This window comes from Vulcaniibacterium tengchongense, assembly GCF_003814555.1.
Classification (GTDB): Bacteria; Pseudomonadota; Gammaproteobacteria; order Xanthomonadales; family Xanthomonadaceae; genus Vulcaniibacterium; species Vulcaniibacterium tengchongense.
In genome coordinates, this window is record NZ_RKQN01000002.1 from 411,744 (window position 1) to 434,164 (window position 22,421).

Genomic DNA, 22,421 nt, shown 5'->3' on the forward strand with positions numbered 1-22,421 from the left:
CGCCGCGCTAGGCCCCCCGCCCCCAGTAGCCCAGCTCGCGCCGGATCTGCAGGCCGCGCCACAGCGCCGCCGGCGGCTTGCGCCGCAGCCGCCCGAGCTCGCCGCGCAGCAGCGCCTCGGTCGCGGCGAGCACGCGCTCGGACGAGCGGCCGTCGCGGTACGGGTGGATCGCGTCGGCATAGGCGGCCAGCGCCGCGCGCAGTTCCGCGCCCGGCGCGAACGCCCGCTCGAGCATCGCCTGCAGCCGCGCCGGCGCGTCGAAGTCGAGCATGTGCGGCTTCGGCGCGCGGTTGCGGAAGGTCACCACCGGCTTGCGCTGCACCGCGAACTCGGACACCACCGAGGTGGTGTCGGCGACCAGCACGTCGGCGGCGCGCTGTGCGGCGACCAGCTGCTCGGTCTCGACGAAGGCGGCGTTCGGCCCGGCCAGGGCGCGGTAGCGGGCGAACAGCGCCGGCGCGCACTTCGGGTGCAGGGTCAGCAACCAGTAACGCTCGCCGCGCGCGACCTCGGCGGCGATTTCTTCGTACAGGTGCGGCGCCGCGCTCAGCCGCTCGGTGAAGGTCGAGGCGAACAGCACCACCGGCCGCGCGCCGGCCGGGGCGCGCAGCGCCGCGGCGGCGCCGTCGTCCTCGCGGAACAGCGGATCGAGCTTGGGCCAGCCGGTCTCGGCCACGGCGAAGTGGCGGTGGCGCGCGGCCAGTTGCCGGAACGGCGCGGTCGTGGCCGGGCCCTGCGTGCAGTACAGGTCGAACAGCCCGCGCACGCGGAAATGGCCGCGCGCGTCGGAGCGCTTCTCGACGTTGAAGCCGTGGAACAGCTGCACCTTGGCCCCGGCGACGAAGGTCGGCACCTCGTTGGCGGCGCTGAACACGGCGCGCGGCCGCAGCGCGACCGCCTCGCGCGGACCGCCTATCATGCGCACCGGCGCCGGCAACGCGGCGCCGGCCGCGCCGCCGACGAACCAGGCGTGGGCGCGGTGGCCGGCCGCTTGCAGCGCCTGCGCCAGCGGCTGCAGGATCGGCAGCGCGTACCGCTCGCTCGCGAACAACAGGTAATCCGCCATCGACGCTTCCTCGCCCTCGCCGCCCTCGCCGCCCGCGCCGTCGCCGGCTCCGCTCTCGGCCTGCATTATCGCGTTCAACGAGGCCGACCGCATCGGCGATTGCATCGCCTCGCTCGCGTTCTGCGACGAGATCGTCGTGGTCGATTCGCATTCGACCGACGCCACCGCGCGGGTCGCCGCAAGGATGGGCGCGCGCGTGCTGCAGCGGCCGTTCGACGGCTTCCGCAGCCAGAAGCAGTTCGCGGTCGAGCAGGCCGCGCACGACTGGGTGCTGTGCCTGGACGCCGACGAGCGCGTCGGCGACGCGCTGCGCGCCGCGATCGAGGCCGAGCGCGCGCGCGGCTTCGCCGGCGCCGCCGGCTACCGCTTCGCCCGCCTGAGCGACTACTTCGGCAAGTTCCTGCGCCACGGCAACGCCTACCCCGACCGCGTGCTGCGCCTGTTCGACCGCCGCCGCGGCGGCTGGCGCGGCAAGCGCGAAGTGCACGAGGCCGCGAGCGTCGACGGCCCGGTGAAGACGCTCGCCGGCGACCTGATCCACTACCCGTACCGCTCGCTCGAGCAGCAGCTCGCCAAGACCCAGCGCTACGCGCGGATGATGGCCGAGTACGACTACGCGCGCGGCAAGCGCGCCACCCTGGCCAAGCTGGTGCTGTCGCCGGCCTGGCGGTTCTGGCGCGGCTACGTGCTGCGCCTGGGCTTCCTCGACGGCTGGCACGGCCTGGTCTACGCCTACGTGCGCGCCAACTACGTGCGGCAGAAGACCATCATGCTGTGGCTGCTGCAGAACGGGCAGCCGGTGGCCACGCCCGAACGCTAGAGCTGCCGCTGCGCCGTTCCGGGGCGCAGCGGCACCCTGGCGTCGTTGTTTCCGGCCCCGGCGGCGTCGCCGATCCGGTCCGCCTTCAGCAGGTTGCGCACCGCGGCGACCAGGCGATCGCCGAATTGCCGGTCGTTGGCCTCGTACCACGCGCGCGCGCGGGCGCCGATCCGTTCCCGCTCCGGAGACGGCATCGCCAGGACCCGCTCGATCGCGGCCTCCATCGCGGCCTCGTCGAAGTGGTAGGTCGTGGCCAGATGCTGGCGGCCGCGCGCCGCGGCCGCGACCAGCACGCCGCGATCGGCCCCGACCAGTTCGTTCATCGGCTCCGCGTCCAGGGTGATCGTGACGGCGCCGACGCTCATCGCCTCGACGATGTAGTGGCCGAACCCTTCGGTTTCCGACGGGCACAGGTGGACCGCGTGTTCGTTCTGCAGCCGGCGCAGTTCGTCGTCGCCGACGTAGCCGACGCGGTGTTCGATATTCGCCGCCGCCGGGCCCGGCTGCGCCTTGCAGGGGTTCTGCAACACCCGCAGCACCGGCCACTCCGGGTGCCGGCGCCAAAGGGCGAGCAGCCGTTGCGTGCCCTTGTTGCCGCTGCGGCCGGCCAGATGGAAGAAGGCCAACTCGCGCCGCCGGCCCGGCAACAGCCGATCCTCGCTGGTGAAGCCCACGAACTCGGTCGGCTTGCCGAGCGCCTCGAACACAGCCTGGGCGTGCCGCGTCTTCGCGAGCACCGCATCGACACGGTCGAACAGCGCCCGGTCCCGCTCGTCGAACCACTCCGGGTTGGGCAGCAATGCGGTGCGCCGCGCCAGCGGCAGGAAGTCGCGGTGGACGTGCTCGAACATCAGGTTGAGGTCGGCCGGCGCGGTGCCGGCCGCGCGCATGCCGGCGACCCGCAGCTTCATCCACAGCGGACGCAGCCACTTGCGCAACTTGCCCCGGCGCAGGCCCCAGATGCGGACTTCGAAACCCGCTGCCGACAATGCATTGGCGACCAGCCGCATGTCGCGCGACAGGCCCACGCCGTTGTCGCGCCCGATCAGATTGATGCTCGCCATTCGGCCCTTCGGTCGCTTCGCGCCTGCCGCCAAGTGCGAAAAGTCTACCGGAACGGCGGTATGCGCTGGGCGAACGGAACGGCCGCTCGCGCGCGCGAATTACGCCGGCAGTCAGGCGGGAACCGGTCCGGTGATCGGCCGGCGCCGATCACCGGCAGCCCGCGGCGGCGTCGCTCGGCACCAGCGTCCAGCCGCGCCGGTTGGCGCTGCCCAGGTGCAGGGTCTTGCGCGGATCGATGCAGGCGGCCAGGGCCACGTCCTGCACCAGCAGCCAGCGCCGCGCGGGAGCCTGCCGCTGCCAGGCCAGGCCGCGCCGCATCTGTTCGCCGAACCCGACCTTGAAGCCGAACGTCGCCGCGGGGCGGTCGGCCATCAGCAGGTTCTGCTCCTTCCACGCGACCAGGCCCAGCTCCGCGTCCGGGCCGATGCGGCGGCCGACCTCGCGCATCAACCCGCGCGCGGACGAGGCGTCGTTGAGCAGCGGGCCGGCCACCAGGCCGAACAGCACCCACAAGCCGGCCAGCGCCGCCAGCATCGCCGGCACCGCCCGGCGCACGCCGCCCCACAGCGCGCAGGCCACGCCCCAGGCGCCGATCGCCGCCAGCATCGCGGCGACGCCGCGCGCGTCCGCGTCCATGCCGCGCTCGGCGAGGAAGCGCCGCTCGAATCCGGGGTCGCCGAACCAGGCGGCCGCGCCGGCCAGCAGCAGCCCGCCGAACAGCAGCGCGGTGAACGCCAGCGCCGCGGCGCGCGCGCGCGGCCGGCGCACGATGCCCGGCAGCAGCGGCGCCAGCGCCAGGCACACCATCGGCAGCGCCGGCAGGATGTACATGTCGCGCTTGCCGTCGGGAATGGTGAAGAACACCAGCACCAGCCCCCACCACGCCAGCGGCAGCAGGTAGCGCGCGTCGCGCCGGCGCAGGCGGCGGCGCCAGGCGGGAATCGCCCAAGGCAGCGCCAGCGCCGCCGGCAGCCACATCGTCAGCATGACCTCGAGGAAGTACCACGGCGGCTGGTGGTGGTCCCACGACGTGCCGTAACGCTTGGCGGTCTGGCGCAGCAGGATGTCGTCGACGTAGGCGCGGTATTCGGGCGCGGCGTTGCCGGACACGGCGACCAGCATCGGCACCAGCCACACGCAGGCGGCCAGCACGAACGCGAGCGGACCGAGCCAGAACTTCGGGTCCTTGGCATGCACCTTGACGTCCCAGCCGCGCAGCGAGGCGATGCCGGCGGGGACCAGCACCAGCAGCGCGATCGCGCCGACGCCCTTGCTGATCGTACCCAGCGCCGCGGCGGCCCAGCCCAGCATCCACAGCGGCCAATGCGGGCCGCGATTGCGCCGCACCTGCAGCACGTGGCGCAGCAGGCCGTAGTTGGCCAGGGTGATCCAGAACACCACCAGCGGATCGATCTGCGCCTTCTTCGCCTGCCAGGTGAACTGCAGCGCGAACAGCAGCGCATAGCCGGCGTACAGGCCGACCCGCCGCGTCCACAGGCGCCGGCCGAGGTCGACCACGCACCACAGCGTGCCCAGCGCTGCCAGCAGCGACGGCAGCAGGAAGGCGATGCGCCAGTGGCCGAACAGCAGGTAGGCCAGCCCCTGCAGCCACATGAACAACGGCGGCTTGTCCGAGTACAGCTCGTTGCCGCGGTGCGGGAACAGCCAGTCGCCGCTCTCGACCATCTGCCTGGCGACCAGGGCGAAGCGCGGCTCGTCGGCGGGCCAGGGGTCGCGCAGCCCGAGGCCGGCGCCCAGCACCAGCACGGCGACGATCCAGAACAGCCAGGTCTCGCGGGAACGGGCGGTCTTGAGCATGCGCGGATGATACCGGGCCGGCCGGCGCGTCCAGGAACGAAGAACGAGGAACGAACGCGCGCCGCGCGAGCTGCTCGTTCCCCGTCGCGCCCTACCCGCTCCCGCCGCTCTTGCGCAGGCGCGCATAGAAGAACCCGTCGCCGCCGTGCTCGCCGGGCAGGCGCTGGCGGCCGGCGCCGCTGACGCGGCCGAAGCGCGCGTCCAGCGGCTCGGCGCGCGCGTCCGGGGTGCGCGCGAGGAAGGCGGCGATCTGCGCCGCGTTCTCGGCCTCGAGGATCGAACAGGTCGCGTACAGCAGCACGCCGCCGGGCGCGAGCGTGCGCCAGCAGCCGTCGAGCAGGCGCGCCTGGGCCGCGACCAGCGCGTCGAGGTCGGCGGCGCGCCGATGCCGCAGCACGTCGGGCTGGCGGCGGATCACGCCGGTGGCGGAGCACGGCGCGTCCAGCAATACCGCGTCGAACGGCGCGCCGTCCCACCACGCGCCCGGATCGGCGGCATCGGCCGCGCGCAAGGTCGCGCCGTCCAGGCGCAGGCGCGCGAGCGTGGCGCGCACCCGCTCCAGGCGGACGGGGTCGACGTCGAGCGCAAGCAGGCGCAGGCCCGGGTCGCGTTCGAGCAGGTGCGCGGCCTTGCCGCCGGGCGCGGCGCAGGCGTCGAGCACGCGCGCGCCCGGCGCGGGCGCGAGCGCCTCGGCGACCAGCTGCGCCGAGGCGTCCTGCACCGACGCCGCGCCGGCGTCGAACTCCGGCAGCGCCGCCACCGGCACCGTCGCGTCCAGGCGCAACCCGTCGGGCAGCGCGGGATCGATCGCGGCCTCGATGCCGGCCTCGCGCAGGCGCTCGCGATAGGCATCGCGCGTGCCGCGGCGGCGGTTGACGCGCAACCACAGCGGCGGCTCGGTGGCGCTGGCGGCGAGGATCGCCGGCAGGTCCCGCGGCCAGTCCGCGGCCAGGCGCTCGCGCAACCAGGCCGGCCAGTGCGCGGCCGGATCGCCGGCCGGCACGCCCTCGCGCTGGGCGCGGCGCAGCAACGCGTTGACCAGCCCGGCCTGGTGCGCGCGGCCGAGCCCGCGCGCCGCTTCGACCGTGGCGGCGAGCGCCGCGTGCGCCGGCAGCCGCAGCGGATCGAGCTGGGCGAGCCCGGCGTACAGCAGCGCCTTCAGCTCGCCGTCGCGACGCGGCAGCGGGCGCGGCATCCACGCGCCGACCGCGGCCTCGTAGCGCGAAGGCGCACGCAGCACGGCGAAGCAGATCGCCTCGACCAGGGCGCGGTCGCGCGGATCGCCGAGCGCCGGCAGCGCTGCGGCGAGTTCCGTCTTCAGCGAGCGGCCGCGATGCAGCACCGCGTCGAGCACGCGCGCGGCGGCGGCGCGTGGCGCGGCGCCGCTGCCCGCCCGCCCGCCGCGACGCGACGGCGCCCGCGCCCCGGCGTGGCGCGCGCGCGGCGGGGCGTGGCGTTCGGAGGGCGGCTTATCGTCGGTCACGGGCTCGGCGAGTCATCGGCAGGAACATCGGGGACGGCGAAGGCGCACGATGCCGCGCCGCGCGTGCGACCGGCGGCGGCGAACGGACGGCGCTATGCCTGCGCCAGCAGATCGCGCCGCGCGTTGAGGTAGTCGGCGGCGGTGATCGCCTTGCCGCCCTCGCGCTGCAGCACGCGGATGCGCAGCGTGCCTTCGCCGCAGGCCACGTCGAGGCCGTCGCGGCCGGCGCGCAGCAGGGTGCCGGGCGCCGCGCCGTGGGCCTCGTCGCGCGCAACCGCGCCGTGCAGGCGCAGGCGCTCGCCGGCGACCACCGCCTCGGCCATCGGCCACGGGTTGAACGCGCGCACCTGGTTCGCCAGCACGCGGGCCGGCCGGGTCCAGTCGAGCTTCGCCTCGGCCTTGTCGAGCTTGTGCGCGTAGGTCACGCCCGCCTCCGGCTGCGGCTGCGGCACCGGGCGGATGCCGGCGCGCAGCAGGCCGAGGCCGTCGCCGAGCACCTGCGCGCCGAGCTCGGCCAGGCGGTCGTGCAGCTGGCCGCCGGTCTCGTGCTCGCCGATCGGCGTCGCCCGCGACAGCAGCACCGGCCCGGTGTCCAGGCCCTTCTCCATCTGCATCAGGCACACGCCGGTCTCGGCGTCGCCGGCCTCGATCGCGCGCTGGATCGGCGCCGCGCCGCGCCAGCGCGGCAGCAGCGAGGCGTGCACGTTCCAGCAACCGTGGGTCGGAATCTCCAGCACCGCCTGCGGCAGGATCAGGCCATAGGCCACCACGATCATCAGGTCCGGCCGCAGCGCGCGCAGCGCGGCCCGCGATTCGGCCTTGCGCAGGCTCTCCGGCTGCAGCACCGGGATGCCGCGCAGCAGCGCCTCGCGCTTGACCGGCGAGGGCGTCAGCGCGCGGCCGCGCCCGGCCGGGCGGTCGGGCTGGGTGTAGACGGCGACGACCTCGCCGCGCTGCGCGGCGGCGCGCAGGCTGGGCACGGCGAAGTCGGGCGTACCGGCGAAAACGAGGCGCATGCGGACGAGACTCGAAGAACGGGGATGTCGGCGCAGCCATCGCGCGAGGGGGCCACCGCGCCGCCGGCCCCGCCGCGGCGCCGCTCGCCCCGCCCGGGACCACCGCGCCACACGGCGCGGCGCGCGTCAGGCCGCGGCCTGGCGCCGCTGCTTGGCCAGCTTCTTGCGCACCATCTCGCGCTTGAGCGGCGAGAGGTAGTCGACGAACAGCTTGCCGGCGAGATGGTCCATCTCGTGCTGGATGCACACCGCGAGCAGGCCGTCGGCCCGCAGTTCCTGCGGCCGGGCCTCGCGGTCGAGGTAGCGCACGGTGATGCGGTCGGCGCGGGTCACGTCGGCGAAGATGCCGGGCACCGACAGGCATCCTTCCTGGCAGACCTGCTCGCCCTCGCGGGCGACGATCTCCGGGTTGATGAACACCAGCGGCTGGTTCTTCTCCTCGCTGACGTCGATCACCATGAAGCGCTGGTGCACGTCGACCTGGCTGGCGGCCAGGCCGATGCCCGGCGCCGCGTACATGGTCTCGAACATGTCGTCGAGCAGGCGCTGGAATCCGGGCGTGGGCACGCGCGCGGGATCGACCGGCGCGGCGACGGTGCGCAGGCGCGGATCGGGGAATTCGAGGATGGGGAGCAGGGCCATGGCGTTGGAAATGGGGGCGTGCGTCACAACCGCAACGTGCCGGTGGATTGTAACCCCGTTTACCCCCGGCATTCGCTTGCAACCCCGCGCTTTTTCTGGGCTATAGTGCCGCGCGGGGCCCGCCGTTCAGCGGCGCGGCGGAGCTGCGGAAGCAGCGCAGTAAGGGGAATCCGGGCAGATGGCCACCATGCTTAAACCGTTGCGCACGGTGCTGACCGCGGCGCTGTTCACGATCGCCACCTACGGCATCGCCGCCGAGCTGCGCGGCGACCATCCCGATACCTACGTGGTCAAGCGCGGCGACACCCTGTGGGACATCGCCGGGCGCTTCCTGAAGAAGCCCTGGCTGTGGCCGGAGATCTGGCAGGCCAACCCGCAGGTCAAGAACCCGCACCTGATCTATCCGGGCGACGTGCTGTCGCTGGCCTACCTGGATCGCGTGGCGGTGCAGGAGGGCCCGCGCGAGGAAGCGCCGATCACCGGCATCCCGCTGGCGGAGGTCGAGGCCTTCCTCAAGGACCTGCGCGTGGTCGACAGCTTCGAGCACCTGCCCTACGTGGTCGGCCTGGAGGAGGACCGGCTGCGCAGCAGCCTGAACCAAGTCGCCTACGTGAAGGGCCTGGCCGACGCCCAGCCCGGCCAGCGCTACCTGGTGGTGCGGCCGGGCGCGCGCTACGTCGGCCTCGACCCCAAGCGCTGCTGCGGCAACGCCAACCGCCGCGCGGACGACCTCGACTTCCGCGGCCGCCGCAACATCGGCACCGAGCAGATGTGGAACTACCAGCTGCCGCCCGGCGGTGGCGAGTTCCTCGGCTACGAGCTGATGAAGCTCACCACCGCCACCGTCAGCCGCGGCCAGGCCGGCGACGCCGAGGCCGCGACCGTGGTGATCGACGTGTCCGGGCGCGAGGTCCGGGTCGGCGACCGCCTGATCCCGGTCGAGGCCCAGCCCTACGACCTGCAGTTCTTCCCGCATCCGCCCAGGCAGGAACTGCCGGCCAGGCGCGCGCACGTGCTCGCGGTCGCCGACACCCTGACCACCGGCGGCCCGCGCGACGTGGTCGCGCTGTCGGTCGGCGCCCGCGACGGCATCGACAACGGCACCGTGCTCTCGACCTGGCGCGTCGGCAGCACCGAGGCCGACCGCGTCCGCGTCGGCCTGGATCGCAGCCCCGACCTGGTCGGCCGCGGCAGCAAGGTCAAGCTGCCGGACGAATTCGCCGGCCATGCGATGGTGTTCCGCACCTTCGACAAGGTCAGCTACGCGCTGGTGATGGACAGCGTGCGCCCGACCCGGATCGGCTACGCGCTCAAGCACCCCGACGCGACCCACTGACGCGGCCGCGGCGCTTCGCCGCGAACCGGCGCGCGGGACGAGAGGGCGGCCACGGCCGCCCTCGGCGCATGCGGCGCGACGCGCCGCGACCGGGCGTGGCGCGATCGGGCCACGGTGGATCGCGCATCCGCGCGTGCGCCCATCGGGCCGAACCTGAGACGGTCCTTTCCGCTCCGGCATCCGCGCCGTTCCGCAACGCTCGGCGCGGACACGCGCGCCCGGGCAGGGCAAGACCGCCCGCGCCCGGCACCCGGGCCGACCGGGGTTCCGGACGACGCAACGGGTCGTCTCCACGCCGATCCGCGGAGCCCTGGCCGGGGTCCCGCCTGCGGCGTTTTCCTACCCGATGCCGCGGCGCCCGCCGAGCGCGCGCCCGCGCCGGCCGACGCAGACTGGGGCGATGCGCTGCGACGACGACATCGACGCCCTGCTGCGCCTGGCCCTCGCCGGCGGGCCGGCCGCGCCGCGCCGCGGGCTGCTGGAGCGGTTCGCCAGCGCCGCGGCGGCCTGCCGCGCCGGTCCCGATGCCTGGCGCATCGCCGGCCTGGACGCCGACCAGGCACAAGCCCTGCGGCAGCCGGACCGCGCCGCGCTGGCGCGGGCGCGGGCCTGGCTCGCCGCGCCCGGCCGCCACCTGCTCGGCTGGCACGATCCGGACTATCCGCCGCAGCTGCGGCGCACCCCGAATCCGCCGCCGGCGCTGTTCGTCGCCGGCGAGCCGGCGCGGCTGTGGCACCCCGGTATCGCCGTGGTCGGCAGCCGCGCGCCGACCCCCGGCGGGCGCGAGCACGCGCGCGAGTTCGCCCACGCCTTCGCCGCGTCCGGGCTGGCGGTGGTCAGCGGCCTCGCCGCCGGCATCGACACCGCCGCGCACGAAGGCGCGCTCGAGGCCGGCGGCCTCACCGTGGCCGTGCTCGGCACCGGCCCCGATGTGGCTTACCCGCGCGCCAACGCCGGCCTGCTCGAACGCATCGCGGCCTCCGGCGTGGTGGTCAGCGAGCACCCGCCCGGCACCGGCCCGCACCGCGGGCACTTCCCCAGCCGCAACCGCATCCTCGCCGGGCTGGCGCTGGGCACGGTGGTGGTCGAGGCGGCGCTGCGCTCCGGCGCGCTGATCACCGCGCGCCTGGCCGCCGAGGCCGGGCGCGAGGTGTTCGCGCTGCCCGGCTCGATCCGCAATCCGCTCGCGCGCGGCTGCCACCGCCTGATCCGCGACGGCGCGGCGCTGATCGAAGGCCCGGGCGAGGCGATCGACGCGCTCGCCGCGCAAGCGGCGGAGCTGGCCACGGACTTGCGTGCGCGCCTGTGCGCCCCCATTTCGCCTTCACAGGGGAACGACGCGGCGCCCGCAGCGGACCCGCCGCCGGCGGACCCCGACCACCAGACCTTGTGGAACGCGCTCGGCCACGACCCGACAGGTATGGACGAGCTGGTCGCGCGCACCGGATTGACGGCCGCGGCGGTGTCCTCCATGCTGCTGCTCATGGAGCTTGAAGGCCGCGTGGCCTCGCGGCACGGCCGCTACTTCCGCAGCCGTTGAGGCCGGGCGGTTCCGCCGCAAGTTCTGCCCACCGCGCCGCGTGCGGCGCAGGCCGAGGGAAATGAAAGAGAGCATCCTGGACGTCCTGCTGTACCTGTTCGAGCACTATTTCTCCGACGATGCGGACCTGGTCCGCGACAGCGATTCGCTCCGCAGCGGCCCCCTTTTCGACGAACTCGGCAAGGCCGGCTTCAGCCCGGCGGAAATCCACAAGGCCTTCGAATGGCTGGACGCGCTCGCCCGGCAGCGGCCGAGCACGGCCGCGCCACGCGCGAACGGGCCGGTGCGGGTGTTCTTCGGCCCGGAGCTGGACAAGCTCGATGTCGAGGCGCGCGGCTTCCTGCTGTTCCTCGAGCAGCACGGCGTGCTCGACGCCGACCAGCGCGAACTGGTGCTCGACCGCGCCATGGCCCTGGACCAGGACCAGATCGACCTGGACGACCTGAAGTGGGTGGTGCTGATGGTGCTGTTCAACCAGCCCGGCAGCGAGGCCGCCTACGCGTGGATGGAGACGCAGATCTTCGAGGACGAGCCCGAGCCGGTGCACTGAGGCGCGGCGCCGCCTGCGCCGGTACCGGAGCGATGCGAGGAGAACGGGAAGCGGGCGGGTCGCACCTGCCCGCTTTCGTTTTTTCCGCTCCGCCGGCGCGCGCCGAATTCGGCCTTGCGGACGGCGGCGTCCGCATCCCCATCTAGTGTTCCCGCGCGCCGTCCGGCGCGGCGCCTTGGTCCCCTCCCCAGGAGGACCAGTCGTCCGTCGCCTGGAACGAGGATGGCGCGGAACGCGCACGTGCCGCTCGGCCGGGGCCGGGATGGCGTTTGGCACCCGAGCGCTCGGCCGGGGGATACCGCCGCGGCGCCGCCGCCGACGCGACACGGGCATGAACAGGCCCTAAGATCGCGGCGGGGATACGACAAGGGGACGCGGGATGAACGACTGGTATTACCACGTGCCCGGCCAGGGCCGGGTCGGGCCGCTGCCGGCCGACGCGGTACGCGAGCGCTACCGCCGCGGCGAGATCGACCGCGACACCCTGGCCTGGCACCCGGGCGTGCGCGACTGGCAGCCGCTGGACCGCTTCTCCGAACAGCTCGAACTCGACGTCGCGCCCCTGCCGGAGGCCGCCGCGCCTGCCTTCGCCGATGCCGGGGCGCCTGCCGGCGCGCCCGCGTTCGCGCCGGCGGCCGCCGCGCCGGGCGCGGGCGGCATGGCGGCCTCGCCCTACGCGCCGCCGCAGGCCGCGCTGGCGGAGGACGCCGGCTACCACGGCGGCGGCGAGGTGGTGTACGCCGGCTTCTGGAAGCGCGCGGCGGCGCTGATGATCGACCAGGTCCTGGTCGCGATCGCCTACTACGTGATCCTGATCGTGGCGATGGTCGCGCTCGGCGCGGGCGCCGGCCTGGCCGGCCTGGGCGAAGGCGGGCTCGGCGCGGGCGCGTTCGCGCTGCTCGGCCTGGTCTACCTGCTGTATCCGCTGCTGAGCGCGCTGTACTTCGTCGGCTTCGAGTCGTCGCCGGCCCAGGCCACGCTCGGCAAGATGGCGGTGGGCATCAAGGTGGTCGACGCGTCCGGACGGCGCCTGGGCCGGGCGCATGCGCTGGGCCGCTGGGTCTCGCACCTGCTGGGTTACTTCACGCTCTATGTCGGCTACCTGATGGCCGCGTTCACCGAACGCAAGCGCGGCCTGCACGACATGGCCGCGGGCGTGCTGGTGGTGGACCGCTGGGCCTACACCGGCCAGCCGCAGCGCCAGCGCCGTGCCTTGGGCGCGGTGACGATCGCCGTGCTGGTCCTGGGCGCGCTGCTGCTGATCGCCTACCTGGCGGTGCTGTTCGCCGTCGCCCTCCCGGCCTACCAGAGCTATCTGCAGCGCGCCGGCGCCTGACCCCGAACCTGAACGGAACCGCATCGGCGACCCGGCCGGGCGCGACGCCGGTAGCGGCCCGCGCCGCGCCGGCTTGACAGGCGCGGCCGGCGCATGGCCTCAATAGAAAAAGAAGCACGCCCGCGGCCGCCCCGCGGGCGTCGCCATCTCTAGCCGTCCAGTCGTTTCCCCCGGCAGGACCCGGACCGTCCTGCGGAGTCGCCCAATGGCCAAGAACCTCCTCATCGTCGAATCGCCCGCCAAGGCCAAGACGATCAACAAGTACCTCGGCAAGGACTTCACCGTCCTGGCCTCCTACGGCCATGTCCGCGACCTGGTGCCGAAGGAGGGCGCGGTCGACCCGGAGCGCGGCTTCGCGATGCGCTACGAGCTGATCGACAAGAACGAGAAGCACGTGGAGGCCATCGCCAAGGCGGCGAAGCAGGCCGAGGCGCTGTACCTGGCCACCGACCCGGACCGCGAGGGCGAGGCGATCAGCTGGCACATCGCCGAGATCCTCAAGGAGCGCGGCCTGCTCGACGGCAAGCCGCTGCACCGGGTGGTGTTCACCGAGATCACGCCGCGCGCGATCCGCGAGGCGATGAGCCGGCCGCGCACCATCTCCAGCGAACTGGTCGACGCGCAGCAGGCGCGGCGCGCGCTCGACTACCTGGTCGGCTTCAACCTGTCGCCGGTGCTGTGGCGCAAGGTCCAGCGCGGCCTGTCCGCCGGCCGCGTGCAGAGCCCCGCGCTGCGCATGATCGTCGAGCGCGAGGAGGAGATCGAAGCCTTCGTCGCGCGCGAGTACTGGACCATCGAGGCCGAGTGCGCGCATCCGGCGCAGCCGTTCACCGCCAAGCTGACCAGGCTCGACGGACAGAAGTTCGAGCAGTTCACCATCACCGACGGCGAGGCCGCCGAGGCCGCCCGCCAGCGCATCGTCCAGGCCGCCGCCGGCGCGCTGCACGTCACCGACGTGGCGAGCAAGGAGCGCAAGCGCCGCCCGGCGCCGCCGTTCACCACCTCCACGCTGCAGCAGGAAGCCGCGCGCAAGCTCGGCTTCACCACCCGCAAGACCATGCAGGTCGCGCAGAAGCTGTACGAGGGCGTGACCCTGGGCGAGGAAGGCACGGTCGGCCTGATCACCTACATGCGTACCGACTCGGTCAACCTCGCGCTGGACGCGGTGGCCGAGATCCGCGACGTGATCGCGCGCGACTTCGGCACCCGCGCCCTGCCGGACAAGCCGAACGCCTACCAGACCAAGTCCAAGAACGCGCAGGAGGCGCACGAGGCGGTGCGCCCGACCTCGGCGCTGCGCACGCCGGCGCAGGTGGCGCGCTACCTGTCCGAAGACGAGCGCAAGCTGTACGAACTGGTGTGGAAGCGCGCGGTGGCCTCGCAGATGGTGCCGGCCACGCTCAACACCGTCAGCGTCGACCTCGCCGCCGGCAACGCGCACAGCTTCCGCGCGTCCGGCACCACCGTGGTCGACCCCGGCTTCCTCGCCGTGTACGAGGAGGGCAAGGACACCAAGACCTCCGAGGACGAGGACGAGGGCCGCAAGCTGCCGGCGATGAAGCCCGGCGACCGCGTGCCGCTGGACCGCATCCACGCCGACCAGCACTTCACCCAGCCGCCACCGCGCTTCACCGAGGCGGCGCTGGTCAAGGCGCTGGAGGAGTACGGCATCGGCCGCCCGTCCACCTACGCCTCGATCATCCAGACCCTGCTGTTCCGCAAGTACGTCGAGATGGAGGGCCGCAGCTTCCGCCCGACCGACGTCGGCCGCGCCGTGTCCAAGTTCCTCAGCTCGCACTTCACCCGCTACGTCGACTACGACTTCACCGCGAAGATGGAGGACGAGCTCGACGCGGTCAGCCGCGGCGAGGAGGACTGGGTGCCGCTGATGGAGAAGTTCTGGGGCCCGTTCAAGGAACTGGTCGAGGACAAGACCGAGTCGGTCGACCGCAGCGAGGCCACCGGCGCGCGCGAGCTCGGCACCGACCCGAAGAGCGGCAAGCCGGTCAGCGTGCGCCTGGGCCGGTTCGGGCCCTACGCGCAGATCGGCGACAAGGACACCGACGAGAAGCTCCAGTTCGCCTCGCTGCGGCCCGGCCAGTCGATGCACACGATCACGCTCGAGGAGGCGCTGGAGCTGTTCAAGCTGCCGCGCAAGCTCGGCGAATCCAACGGCCAGGAAGTCAGCGTCGGCATCGGCCGCTTCGGCCCGTTCGCCAGGCGCGGCAGCACCTACGCCTCGCTGACCAAGGACGACGACCCGTACACCATCGACCTGGCGCGGGCGGTGTTCCTGATCGAGCAGAAGGAAGAGATCGCGCGCAACCGCATCATCCAGCAGTGGGACGGCAGCGACGTGCAGGTGCTCAACGGCCGCTTCGGCCCGTACATCAGCGACGGCAGGCTCAACGGCAAGATCCCGAAGGACCGCGACCCGGGCTCGCTGACCCTGGAGGAGGCGACCCGGCTGCTCGAGGAAACCGGCAAGCCGGTGCGCGGCCGCTTCGCCAGAAAGGCGGCGGCGAAGAAGCCCCCCCAGGACGCCGCTGCGGCCAAGCCCGCCGCCAAGAAGACCGCGCGCAAGGCGCCGCCGAAACAGGCCGCCAAGCAGGCGGCGAAGAAGACCGCGGCCAAGAAGGCCGCGAAGAAGGCGCAGGCGAAGAAGGCGGCCAAGCGCGCGGCGGGCTGAACGCCAGGGCGCGCGCCGGCACGGGCGGCGCGTGCGCGCCGCCTCCCTCCGCGTGCGCGAGCGAAGCGGTGGCGCCCCCTTCCCGCCTGCGGGAAAGGGCCGGGGAGCGAGGGCAACAAAGCCGGCCGGAATCGGCGGCAGCTTCGCCGCATCGCAGCCGCATGGCAGCGACCCGCGCGGCACTCGACCTGCGCCGCGAAGCCGCTATGCTCGCCGCGGTCCCCTGCCACCGATCGCCGATGCCCGACTCGATCCCGCCCGCGCTCGCCGTTCCCGCCGCCGCCGCCGCGCTGCGCCGCGGCGGCGTGGTCGCCTACCCGACCGAGGCGGTCTGGGGCCTGGGCTGCGACCCGTTCGACCGCGCCGCCAGCGAGCGCCTGCTCGCGATCAAGCAGCGCCCGGTCGACAAGGGCCTGATCCTGATCGCCGCCGCGTTGCCTCAGTTCGACGGCCTGCTCGACTGGGACGCGTTGCCGGCCGAGCGCCGCGATGCGGTGCTGGCCAGCTGGCCCGGCCCGAACACCTGGATCGTGCCGGCCACCGCGCGCGTGCCGGCGTGGATCCGCGGCGCCCACGCGGGCGTGGCGGTGCGGGTCAGCGCGCACCCGGTCGTCGTCGCGCTGTGCGAAGCCTTCGGCGCGCCGCTGGTCTCGACCAGCGCCAACCTGTCGGGCCAGCCGCCGGCGTTCGCCCGCCCCGAGCTCGACCCGGCCCTGCTGGCGCGGATCGACGGCGTCTGCGAGGGCGAGACCGGCGGCCTGACCGCCCCTACCGCGATCCGCGACGCCCGCAGCGGCGCGGTCCTGCGCGCCTGATGGCGGGAAGGCCGGAAACGAGAGACGGGGACGGGAAGCCGGGGGAGCTTCCTCCGGTGGCCTCACTCCCGGTTCCCGGTTTCTGCCCCAGAATGGGCCCATGCGCTGGCTGGCCGCCCCGATCCTCGCCCTGCTGCCGATCGCGGCGGCGCCGGCGCGCGCCGCCGAGGTGACGATCTACCGCTGCACCGATGCCGCCGGCCGCGTCGCGCTGCGCGACACGCCCTGCCGCCGCGGCGAGACCCAGCAGGTGCGCACGATGCAGCGCCCGACCGACCCGCCGCCGCGCCCCGCCGCCGCGGTGCCGGCCCCCGCAGCGACCGCCGCGCCGCGCGAGCGCGAAGTGGTCGTCTACCGCACCCCGCCGCGGCCGATGTACGAATGCACGACGCCCGACGGCGAGCGCTACCTCAGCGACACCGGCGAAGGCAATCCGCGCTGGGTGCCGCTGGGCGTGCTCGGCTACCCGGTCGGCGCGGCGCCGGCGCTGCCGTACGGCGGTGGCGTGCATGCGCGCGTCGGCGGCCGCATCGGCGGCGATACGCGCTACGAGGTGCGCGTCGGCGACCCTCCGCCGTTGCCCTCGCCGCTGCCGCCGCGCGCCGGCTACCTCCATCCCGCCGGCGCCTGGGTGCGCGATGAATGCCATCCGCTGCCGCAACAGGACGTCTGCGCGCGCCTGCGCGACCGCCGCTGGGAGCTCGACCGCCGCTACAACAGCGCGCTGCAGAGCGAGCGCCGGCGGATCGACGACGAGCAACGCGGCATCGACGCGCGCCTGGCCCACGACTGCCGCGACCTGTGATGCCCCGTCGCGCCCGCATCGCGCCGCGCCTTGCCGCGGCGGTCCTGGTCGCCGCGACCGGCGCCGCGCAGGCGCAGACGGTGATCTATCGCTGCACCGACGCCGCCGGCCGCGTCGCGCTGCAGAACGACCGGCCGTGCCCGCAAGGGAGCAAGCAGGAGACGCGCGTCATCGAAGCGCCGGCGGCGCCGTGGCGCGCGCTGCCGCCCGCCACGCCGGCGCCCGCCGCAGCCGCGCCGGTGATTGCGACACCGGCGCCGGCGCCCGCCGCCGCATCGCGCGTCGCACCGCCGCCGCTGTACGTCTGCGGCGGCCAGGACCGCGAGCGCTACTACAGCGAGGCCGAGCAGCCGCCCTCGCGCTGCGTGCCGCTGCCGGTGGTCGGCCTCGACGGCACCCGGGCCACCGCCGCCGGCAGCGCCTGCCAGGTGGTGCAGGACCGCTGCGAAGCCGTGCCCGCCGAGGCGCAATGCACGCAATGGCGCCGGTACCTGGGCGAACTGGAGTTCAAGGCGCGCTTCGCCCCGGGCGGGCGGCGCCCGGACGCGCAGGCCGAGGCCGAACGCGTCCGCCGCCTGCTCGCCGCCAGCCTCTGCGGCGATTGAGGGCACGCGGCGCGCGTAACGCTGTGGTGGCCGGACGCTCGCGCGACGCCGCGCGCGCTCGGCGAGGCCAAGTGGCCGCGCGGCGGCTAGAAGCCGTAGCGCAGGAACCCGCCGTCCACCGCGATGCATTCGCCGGTGACGTAGCCCGCCGCGGGCAGGCACAGGAACGCGACCGCCGCGGCCACTTCCTCCGGCTCGCCGATGCGGCCCAGCGGCGTGCGCAGCAGCACCTCGTCGAGATAGTCCGGGTCGGCGAGCTTGTCGGAGGTGCGGCGGGTGCGGATGTACCACGGCGCCACCGCGTTCACCCGAACGCCGTCCTCGGCCCATTCGACCGCGAGATTGCGGGTCATCTGGTGCAACGCGGCCTTGCTCATGCCGTAGGGCGCGCCGGTGCGCACGTGGGTCAGCCCGGACACGCTGCCGACGTTGACGATGCAGGACGCGGCGTGCCTCGTCAGCAGCGGGTGCGCGTAGCGCGACAGCTCGAACGCGGAGAACAGGTTGACCTCGAAGATCTGCCGCCACTCGTCCTCGGTGTAGTCGGTCGCGGCCTTGCTCAGGTTGCCGCCGGCGTTGTTGACCAGGACGTGCAGGCCCTCGCCGAAGTCCTCGACCCAGTCCAGCAGTTCGCGGCGCTGCTCCTCGTCGGCGACGTCGGCGACGAAGGCCTGGATCTCGCGCTCGGGGAAGTCCTCCTGCAGCTCGGCGCGCGCGGCGTCGAGCGCGGCCGCGTCGCGCGCGGCCAGCAGCACGTCGGCGCCGAAGCCGAGCAGCTCGCGCGCGATCGCACGGCCGATGCCGGCGCTGCCGCCGGTGACCAGGGCGAGCTGACCGTCGAGCCGCCAACGCTTGGGATCCATCGCTGCCTCCGTAGGTGCGGCCTTCGCCGCGGCGCGGGAGTAGCATAGCGGCGGGTCATAGCGAGGAGTGCCGCGATGGCACGCAGGCTGTTGCTCGCCGTACTGACGCTGGCGCTGGGCGCCGGCTGCTCGAAGCCGAAGCCGCCGGAGAAGGAGCGCCCGCCGGAACCGCAGGCGACCCAGCTGCGCGAGGTGATCCAGGCGCCGCTGGACCAGGCCGGGGCCGCCGATGCCGCGGCCAGGCGCGCCGCCCGGGCGCGGCGCGGCGCGATCGAGGCCGCCGGCGGCTAGCGGCACCGCGCTGCGTCGGACGCCCCGCGGTCGCGGGCGCCTGGACGCGGCACGCGACGGCTCCCTCCCGCGGGAGAGAAGCCGCGGTCAGAACCCGCAGAAGCAGTACGCCAGCGCCTTCACCGGCACGCCGCCGGCGCGCGGCGTCGCCGCGTCGGCGAGGAAGCGCAGGTCGTCGGCGGTGCGCGGCGACGCCCGGGCCAGCAGCGCGGGCAGCAGCGCATCGCGGGCGAAGCCGGAGTCGCGCAGCCAGGCGCGGCCGAGGCGGCTCCCGGCGAAGCCGGCGAAGAAGCGCTCGAACGGCGTCGCCGGCTTCTCGAGGTAGCGCACCCGGTACTCGTCGGGCTTGCCCAGCTTGGCGCGCGCGGCGGCGAAGCCGATCGCCTGCTGCAGCCCGCCCAGCTCGTCGACCAGCCCGCGCTCCTTGGCCTGCGCGCCGGTCCAGACGCGGCCGCGCGCGACCGCGTCGATCTGCTCGACGCTGCGCTTGCGCGCCTGGGCGACGCGGCCGGTGAAGTCGCGGTAGCCCTTCTCGATCACCGCCTGCACCACCTGCCCCACTTCCGGCTGCAGCGGCCGGGTGATGTCGAACGCGCCGGCGAAGCGGGTGGTGCCGACGCCGTCGCTGTGCACGCCGATCTTGTCCAGCGCGCGCGGCAGGGTCGGGATCAGGCCGAAGATGCCGATCGAGCCGGTGACCGTGGACGGGTCGGCGAAGATGCGGTCGGCGTCCATCGCGATCCAGTAGCCGCCGGACGCGGCCAGGTCGCCCATCGACACCGCGACCGGCTTGCCGGCCCGCTTCAGCGCGAGCACCTCGCGGCGGATCTGCTCGGAGGCGAACACCTCGCCGCCCGGCGAATCCACCCGCAGCACCACCGCCTTCACGTCCTCGTCGTCGCGCGCGGCGCGCAGCAGCGCCGCGGTGGACTCGCCGCCGACGGTGCCCGGCGGCTGCTCGCCGCCGCGGATCTCGCCCTCGGCCACCACCACCGCGACCTGCGGCTTGCCCGCCATCTCGGCCAGGCCGCGGTCCAGGTGCGCGAGGTATTCGTCCAGCGAGACCTGGCGGAAGCCGCCCTCGGCGTCGGGGTCGGCGACGCCGCGCTCGGCCAGCAGCTCGTCGACTTCGTCGCGGGTCTTGAGGCCGTCGATCAGCTTGGCCTGCAGCGCCTGCCGGGCGAGGTCGCCCTGCACCGCCGCCAGCTGCTGCGGCAACTCGTCGATGCCCTGCGCGATCCGCGCCGGGTCGAGCTTGCGCGCCTTCGCCACGTCGGCCAGGTAGCGCTGCCAGACGTCGTTCATCCAGAACAGGTCGGCCTCCTTGGCCTCGGGCGACGCCGCGTCGAGCACGAACGGCTCGGCCGCGGACTTGTACTCGCCCACCTTGAACAGGTGCACGTCGACGCCGAGCTTGTCCTGCAGGCCCTCGCGGTAGTAGCTGCGGTAGCGGCCCAGGCCCTCCAGCAGCAGCCCGCCCATCGGGTCGAGATAGACCTCGCCGGCCTGCGCGGCGAGCAGGTACTGGCGCTGGTCCAGCATCTCGCCGAACGCGATCACCTGCTTGCCGCTGGCGCGCACGCGCGCGATCGCCGCGGCCAGCTCGCGCAGCGAGGCCATGCCGCCGGCCTGCAGCTTGTCCAGGCGCAGCACCACGCGCTCGATGCGGCTGTCGCTGCGCGCGGCGTCGAGCGCGCGCAGCAGATCGCGCAGCTGCACCTCGCCCGCCTTCTCGCCCACCGCGCGGCCGAGCGCGCGCGTGGCCGGGTCGCTGCTGTACTGCTCGACCAGCGCGCCCTCCGGCGCGATCACCAGCGCGCTGCGCGCCTGCAGCGGCTTGGCCCGGTCGCCGGCGCCGAGCACCGCGAGGAACAGGAACAGCAGCAGCAGGAACAGCAGGTTGAGGACGAGGCGGCGGGTGAAGTTCACCGCGTCCCACAGCCCGACGAAGAACCGGGCGATGGGGCCGCGACGCGGGGGTTGGCTCATTGCGGGGGACTCCTGTTCAGGCCACCAGCCTAAACGCAGGCGGCGGCGGTTTCACCCGCCATTCGTAACACGGACTTGCGTCGGCGAAACGAAAGCGGCCCCGCATCCGCCGCCCGGGCGCGCGTCAAGCGCCGCCCCGCAACCGCGCCGCCGCCAGCCGCCGCGGCGTGCTCGCGCGCAGGAAGCGCGTGCACAGCAGCAGCGAGGCGAAGGTCAGGCCGGCGATCAGGCCGATCCACATCCCGCGCGGGCCCCAGCCGAGGCCGAGCCCGAGCCCCGCGCCCAGCGGCATGCCGATGCCCCAGTACGCCAGCGCCGCCAGCAGCATCGGCACCCGCGTGTCCTTGAGCCCGCGCAGCGCGCCGGCCGACAGCACCTGCACGCCGTCGGGGAACTGGAACGCCGCCGCGTACAGCAGCAGCGACGCCGCCAGCGCCGCCACCGCGGCGTCGCGGGTGTAGAGCCCGACCAGCGCCTCGTTGCCGGTCAGCAGCACGATGCCGGAGACCGCCTGCGTCGCCAGCACGATCGCGTAGCCGGCGAACGCGGCGCGGCGCACGCCGGCGAAGTCGCCGCGGCCGAGCGCATGGCCGACCCGCACCGTGGTCGCCTCGGCCAGGCCCATCGGCACCATGAAGCACAGCGAGGCCAGGTTGATCGCGATCTGGTGCGCCGCCGCCGGCACCTCGCCGAGACGCCCGATCAGCAGCGCGGTGGCGATGAACAGCCCGCCCTCCATCATCACGGTCACACCGATCGGCAGGCCGGTGGCGAGCAGGTTGCGGATGGTCGGCCAGTGCGGCGGGTCGAAGCGCGCGAACAGCCCGAGGTCGGCGAAGCGGCGCGCGCGGCGCAGCACCAGCAGGAAGCCGACCGCCTGCAGCCACAGCATCGCCGCCGAAGCGTAGCCCAGGCCGCCCGCGCCCAGTTCGGGGAAGCCGAAGCGGCCGAAGGTCAGCGCGTAGCCCAGCGGCCCCAGCACCAGCAGGCCGCCGGCCGACAGCAGCATCGTCGGCAGGGTCCAGTGCAGGCCTTCGCTGAGATAGCGCGTGCAGAAGAACAGGGTCAGCGCGAACACGCCCCAGCGGATGCCGTGCAGGAACGCGGTCGCGCCGGGCACGATCTCCGGCGCGATGCCCACCGGCCCGAGCAGGAGCGGGATCGCGCTGAGGAACGCGAACAGCACCACGCCCAGGCCGAGCGCCAGCCACAGCGCCTGCCGGAACAGCGCGCCGATCTCGCCGCGGCGGCCGGCGCCGTCGAGCTGCGACACCGACGGCGGCACCGACAGCAAGGTGCCGATCGGCACCATCATCGGCAGCCACCACAGCGCGGTGCCGACGGTGACCGAGGCCAGGGTGGTGGTGCCGTGGTGGCCGGCGAGGACGTTGTCGACGAAGCCGATCAGGCCGGTGGACACGTGGCCGGCGACCAGCGGCGCGGCCAGGAACGCGGTGGTGCGGATCTCGCCGGCCAGGCCGCGGCGCGCCGGCGCGGAAACATCGAGGGACATGGGGGAACCGGAACGCGCGACTGCGGCCGGGCCGCATCCGATGTCGGCCGCTGGCGCCGGGTCGCGGCGGCCGGCTATCTTAGCGCGCCGATCCGCCCGCCCGGTTTGCGCAGCGTGCCGGCGCAGGCCCCGCGCCTGGCTCGTGGCGCAGGCCGGGCCGGAGCGGCAGCGGCGCGGGC

General features: G+C 74.3%; 19 protein-coding genes. 10 read left to right on the forward strand and 9 right to left on the reverse strand.

Annotated features, from left to right (window positions below; all coding sequences use genetic code 11):
• Positions 1 to 7 precede the first annotated feature (7 nt).
• Entirely contained in the window at positions 8 to 1,066 is a 1,059-nt protein-coding gene (locus tag EDC50_RS08225; protein ID WP_123770414.1) for a CDP-glycerol glycerophosphotransferase family protein, read from the reverse strand.
• Here EDC50_RS08225 and EDC50_RS08230 point away from each other — a divergent pair.
• Positions 1,065 to 1,886: a glycosyltransferase family 2 protein gene (locus EDC50_RS08230; protein WP_123770001.1), complete on the forward strand. Its 822-nt coding sequence runs from the start codon at positions 1,065 to 1,067 to the stop codon at positions 1,884 to 1,886. The two genes, EDC50_RS08225 and EDC50_RS08230, sit on opposite strands and share 2 nt — an antisense overlap.
• Here the strand turns inward: EDC50_RS08230 and EDC50_RS08235 are convergent.
• From EDC50_RS08235 to def, 5 genes are all read right to left on the reverse strand, one after another.
• Positions 1,883 to 2,950, reverse strand: a complete 1,068-nt coding sequence (locus EDC50_RS08235) for a glycosyltransferase (protein ID WP_123770002.1) — start codon at positions 2,948 to 2,950, stop codon at positions 1,883 to 1,885. The genes EDC50_RS08230 and EDC50_RS08235 overlap by 4 nt on opposite strands.
• A gap of 148 nt (positions 2,951 to 3,098) precedes the next feature.
• Positions 3,099 to 4,769: an ArnT family glycosyltransferase gene (locus EDC50_RS08240; RefSeq protein WP_123770003.1), complete on the reverse strand. Its 1,671-nt coding sequence runs from the start codon at positions 4,767 to 4,769 to the stop codon at positions 3,099 to 3,101.
• 91 nt (positions 4,770 to 4,860) lie between these two features.
• Entirely contained in the window at positions 4,861 to 6,252 is a 1,392-nt protein-coding gene (gene rsmB / locus EDC50_RS08245; protein WP_123770004.1) for a 16S rRNA (cytosine(967)-C(5))-methyltransferase RsmB, read from the reverse strand.
• A gap of 92 nt (positions 6,253 to 6,344) precedes the next feature.
• Positions 6,345 to 7,268, reverse strand: a complete 924-nt coding sequence (gene fmt, locus EDC50_RS08250) for a methionyl-tRNA formyltransferase (RefSeq protein WP_123770005.1) — start codon at positions 7,266 to 7,268, stop codon at positions 6,345 to 6,347.
• A 126-nt stretch (positions 7,269 to 7,394) separates the two neighbouring features.
• Complete coding sequence (gene def, locus EDC50_RS08255; protein WP_123770006.1) at positions 7,395 to 7,910, reverse strand: peptide deformylase; 516 nt, start codon at positions 7,908 to 7,910, stop codon at positions 7,395 to 7,397.
• 187 nt (positions 7,911 to 8,097) lie between these two features.
• Between def and EDC50_RS08260 the strand changes: the two genes are divergently transcribed.
• The 8 genes from EDC50_RS08260 to EDC50_RS08295 all read left to right on the forward strand — a co-directional run bounded on the left by EDC50_RS08260 (position 8,098) and on the right by EDC50_RS08295 (position 17,586).
• Positions 8,098 to 9,246, forward strand: a complete 1,149-nt coding sequence (locus EDC50_RS08260) for a LysM peptidoglycan-binding domain-containing protein (RefSeq protein ID WP_123770415.1) — start codon at positions 8,098 to 8,100, stop codon at positions 9,244 to 9,246.
• Positions 9,247 to 9,646: 400 nt separating this feature from the next.
• The gene (dprA, locus tag EDC50_RS08265; protein WP_123770007.1) at positions 9,647 to 10,786 is read left to right on the forward strand and encodes a DNA-processing protein DprA; all 1,140 of its coding nucleotides are present in this window, start codon (positions 9,647 to 9,649) and stop codon (positions 10,784 to 10,786) included.
• Positions 10,787 to 10,847: 61 nt separating this feature from the next.
• Complete coding sequence (locus EDC50_RS08270; RefSeq protein WP_123770008.1) at positions 10,848 to 11,336, forward strand: DUF494 family protein; 489 nt, start codon at positions 10,848 to 10,850, stop codon at positions 11,334 to 11,336.
• 379 nt (positions 11,337 to 11,715) lie between these two features.
• On the forward strand, positions 11,716 to 12,672 hold the full coding sequence (locus EDC50_RS08275) for an RDD family protein (RefSeq protein WP_123770009.1): 957 nt from the start codon (positions 11,716 to 11,718) through the stop codon (positions 12,670 to 12,672).
• 205 nt (positions 12,673 to 12,877) lie between these two features.
• On the forward strand, positions 12,878 to 15,361 hold the full coding sequence (locus tag EDC50_RS08280; RefSeq protein WP_123770010.1) for a DNA topoisomerase I: 2,484 nt from the start codon (positions 12,878 to 12,880) through the stop codon (positions 15,359 to 15,361).
• Positions 15,362 to 15,600: 239 nt separating this feature from the next.
• Positions 15,601 to 16,176: an L-threonylcarbamoyladenylate synthase type 1 TsaC gene (gene tsaC / locus EDC50_RS08285; RefSeq protein ID WP_199742133.1), complete on the forward strand. Its 576-nt coding sequence runs from the start codon at positions 15,601 to 15,603 to the stop codon at positions 16,174 to 16,176.
• A gap of 100 nt (positions 16,177 to 16,276) precedes the next feature.
• Complete coding sequence (locus EDC50_RS08290; RefSeq protein WP_123770011.1) at positions 16,277 to 16,981, forward strand: DUF4124 domain-containing protein; 705 nt, start codon at positions 16,277 to 16,279, stop codon at positions 16,979 to 16,981.
• Positions 16,981 to 17,586, forward strand: coding sequence for a DUF4124 domain-containing protein (locus tag EDC50_RS08295; protein WP_123770012.1), 606 nt, complete (start codon positions 16,981 to 16,983; stop codon positions 17,584 to 17,586). The genes EDC50_RS08290 and EDC50_RS08295 overlap by 1 nt, the downstream gene beginning before the upstream one ends.
• A gap of 86 nt (positions 17,587 to 17,672) precedes the next feature.
• Here EDC50_RS08295 and EDC50_RS08300 read toward each other — a convergent pair whose 3' ends face one another.
• Positions 17,673 to 18,449: an SDR family oxidoreductase gene (locus tag EDC50_RS08300; protein WP_123770013.1), complete on the reverse strand. Its 777-nt coding sequence runs from the start codon at positions 18,447 to 18,449 to the stop codon at positions 17,673 to 17,675.
• Between the two features lie 75 nt (positions 18,450 to 18,524).
• On the opposite strand from EDC50_RS08300, the gene EDC50_RS08305 reads away from it, so the two are divergent.
• Positions 18,525 to 18,740, forward strand: a complete 216-nt coding sequence (locus EDC50_RS08305) for a hypothetical protein (protein WP_123770014.1) — start codon at positions 18,525 to 18,527, stop codon at positions 18,738 to 18,740.
• Between the two features lie 87 nt (positions 18,741 to 18,827).
• On the opposite strand, the gene sppA is transcribed toward EDC50_RS08305, so the two are convergent.
• Together sppA and EDC50_RS08315 are read right to left on the reverse strand one after the other, a co-directional pair.
• Entirely contained in the window at positions 18,828 to 20,729 is a 1,902-nt protein-coding gene (sppA, locus tag EDC50_RS08310; RefSeq protein WP_123770015.1) for a signal peptide peptidase SppA, read from the reverse strand.
• Positions 20,730 to 20,853: 124 nt separating this feature from the next.
• Positions 20,854 to 22,242 carry an MATE family efflux transporter gene (locus tag EDC50_RS08315; protein ID WP_123770016.1) on the reverse strand — a complete coding sequence of 463 codons (1,389 nt, stop codon included), beginning with the start codon at positions 22,240 to 22,242 and terminating at the stop codon, positions 20,854 to 20,856.
• Between the last annotated feature and the right edge of the window lie 179 nt (positions 22,243 to 22,421).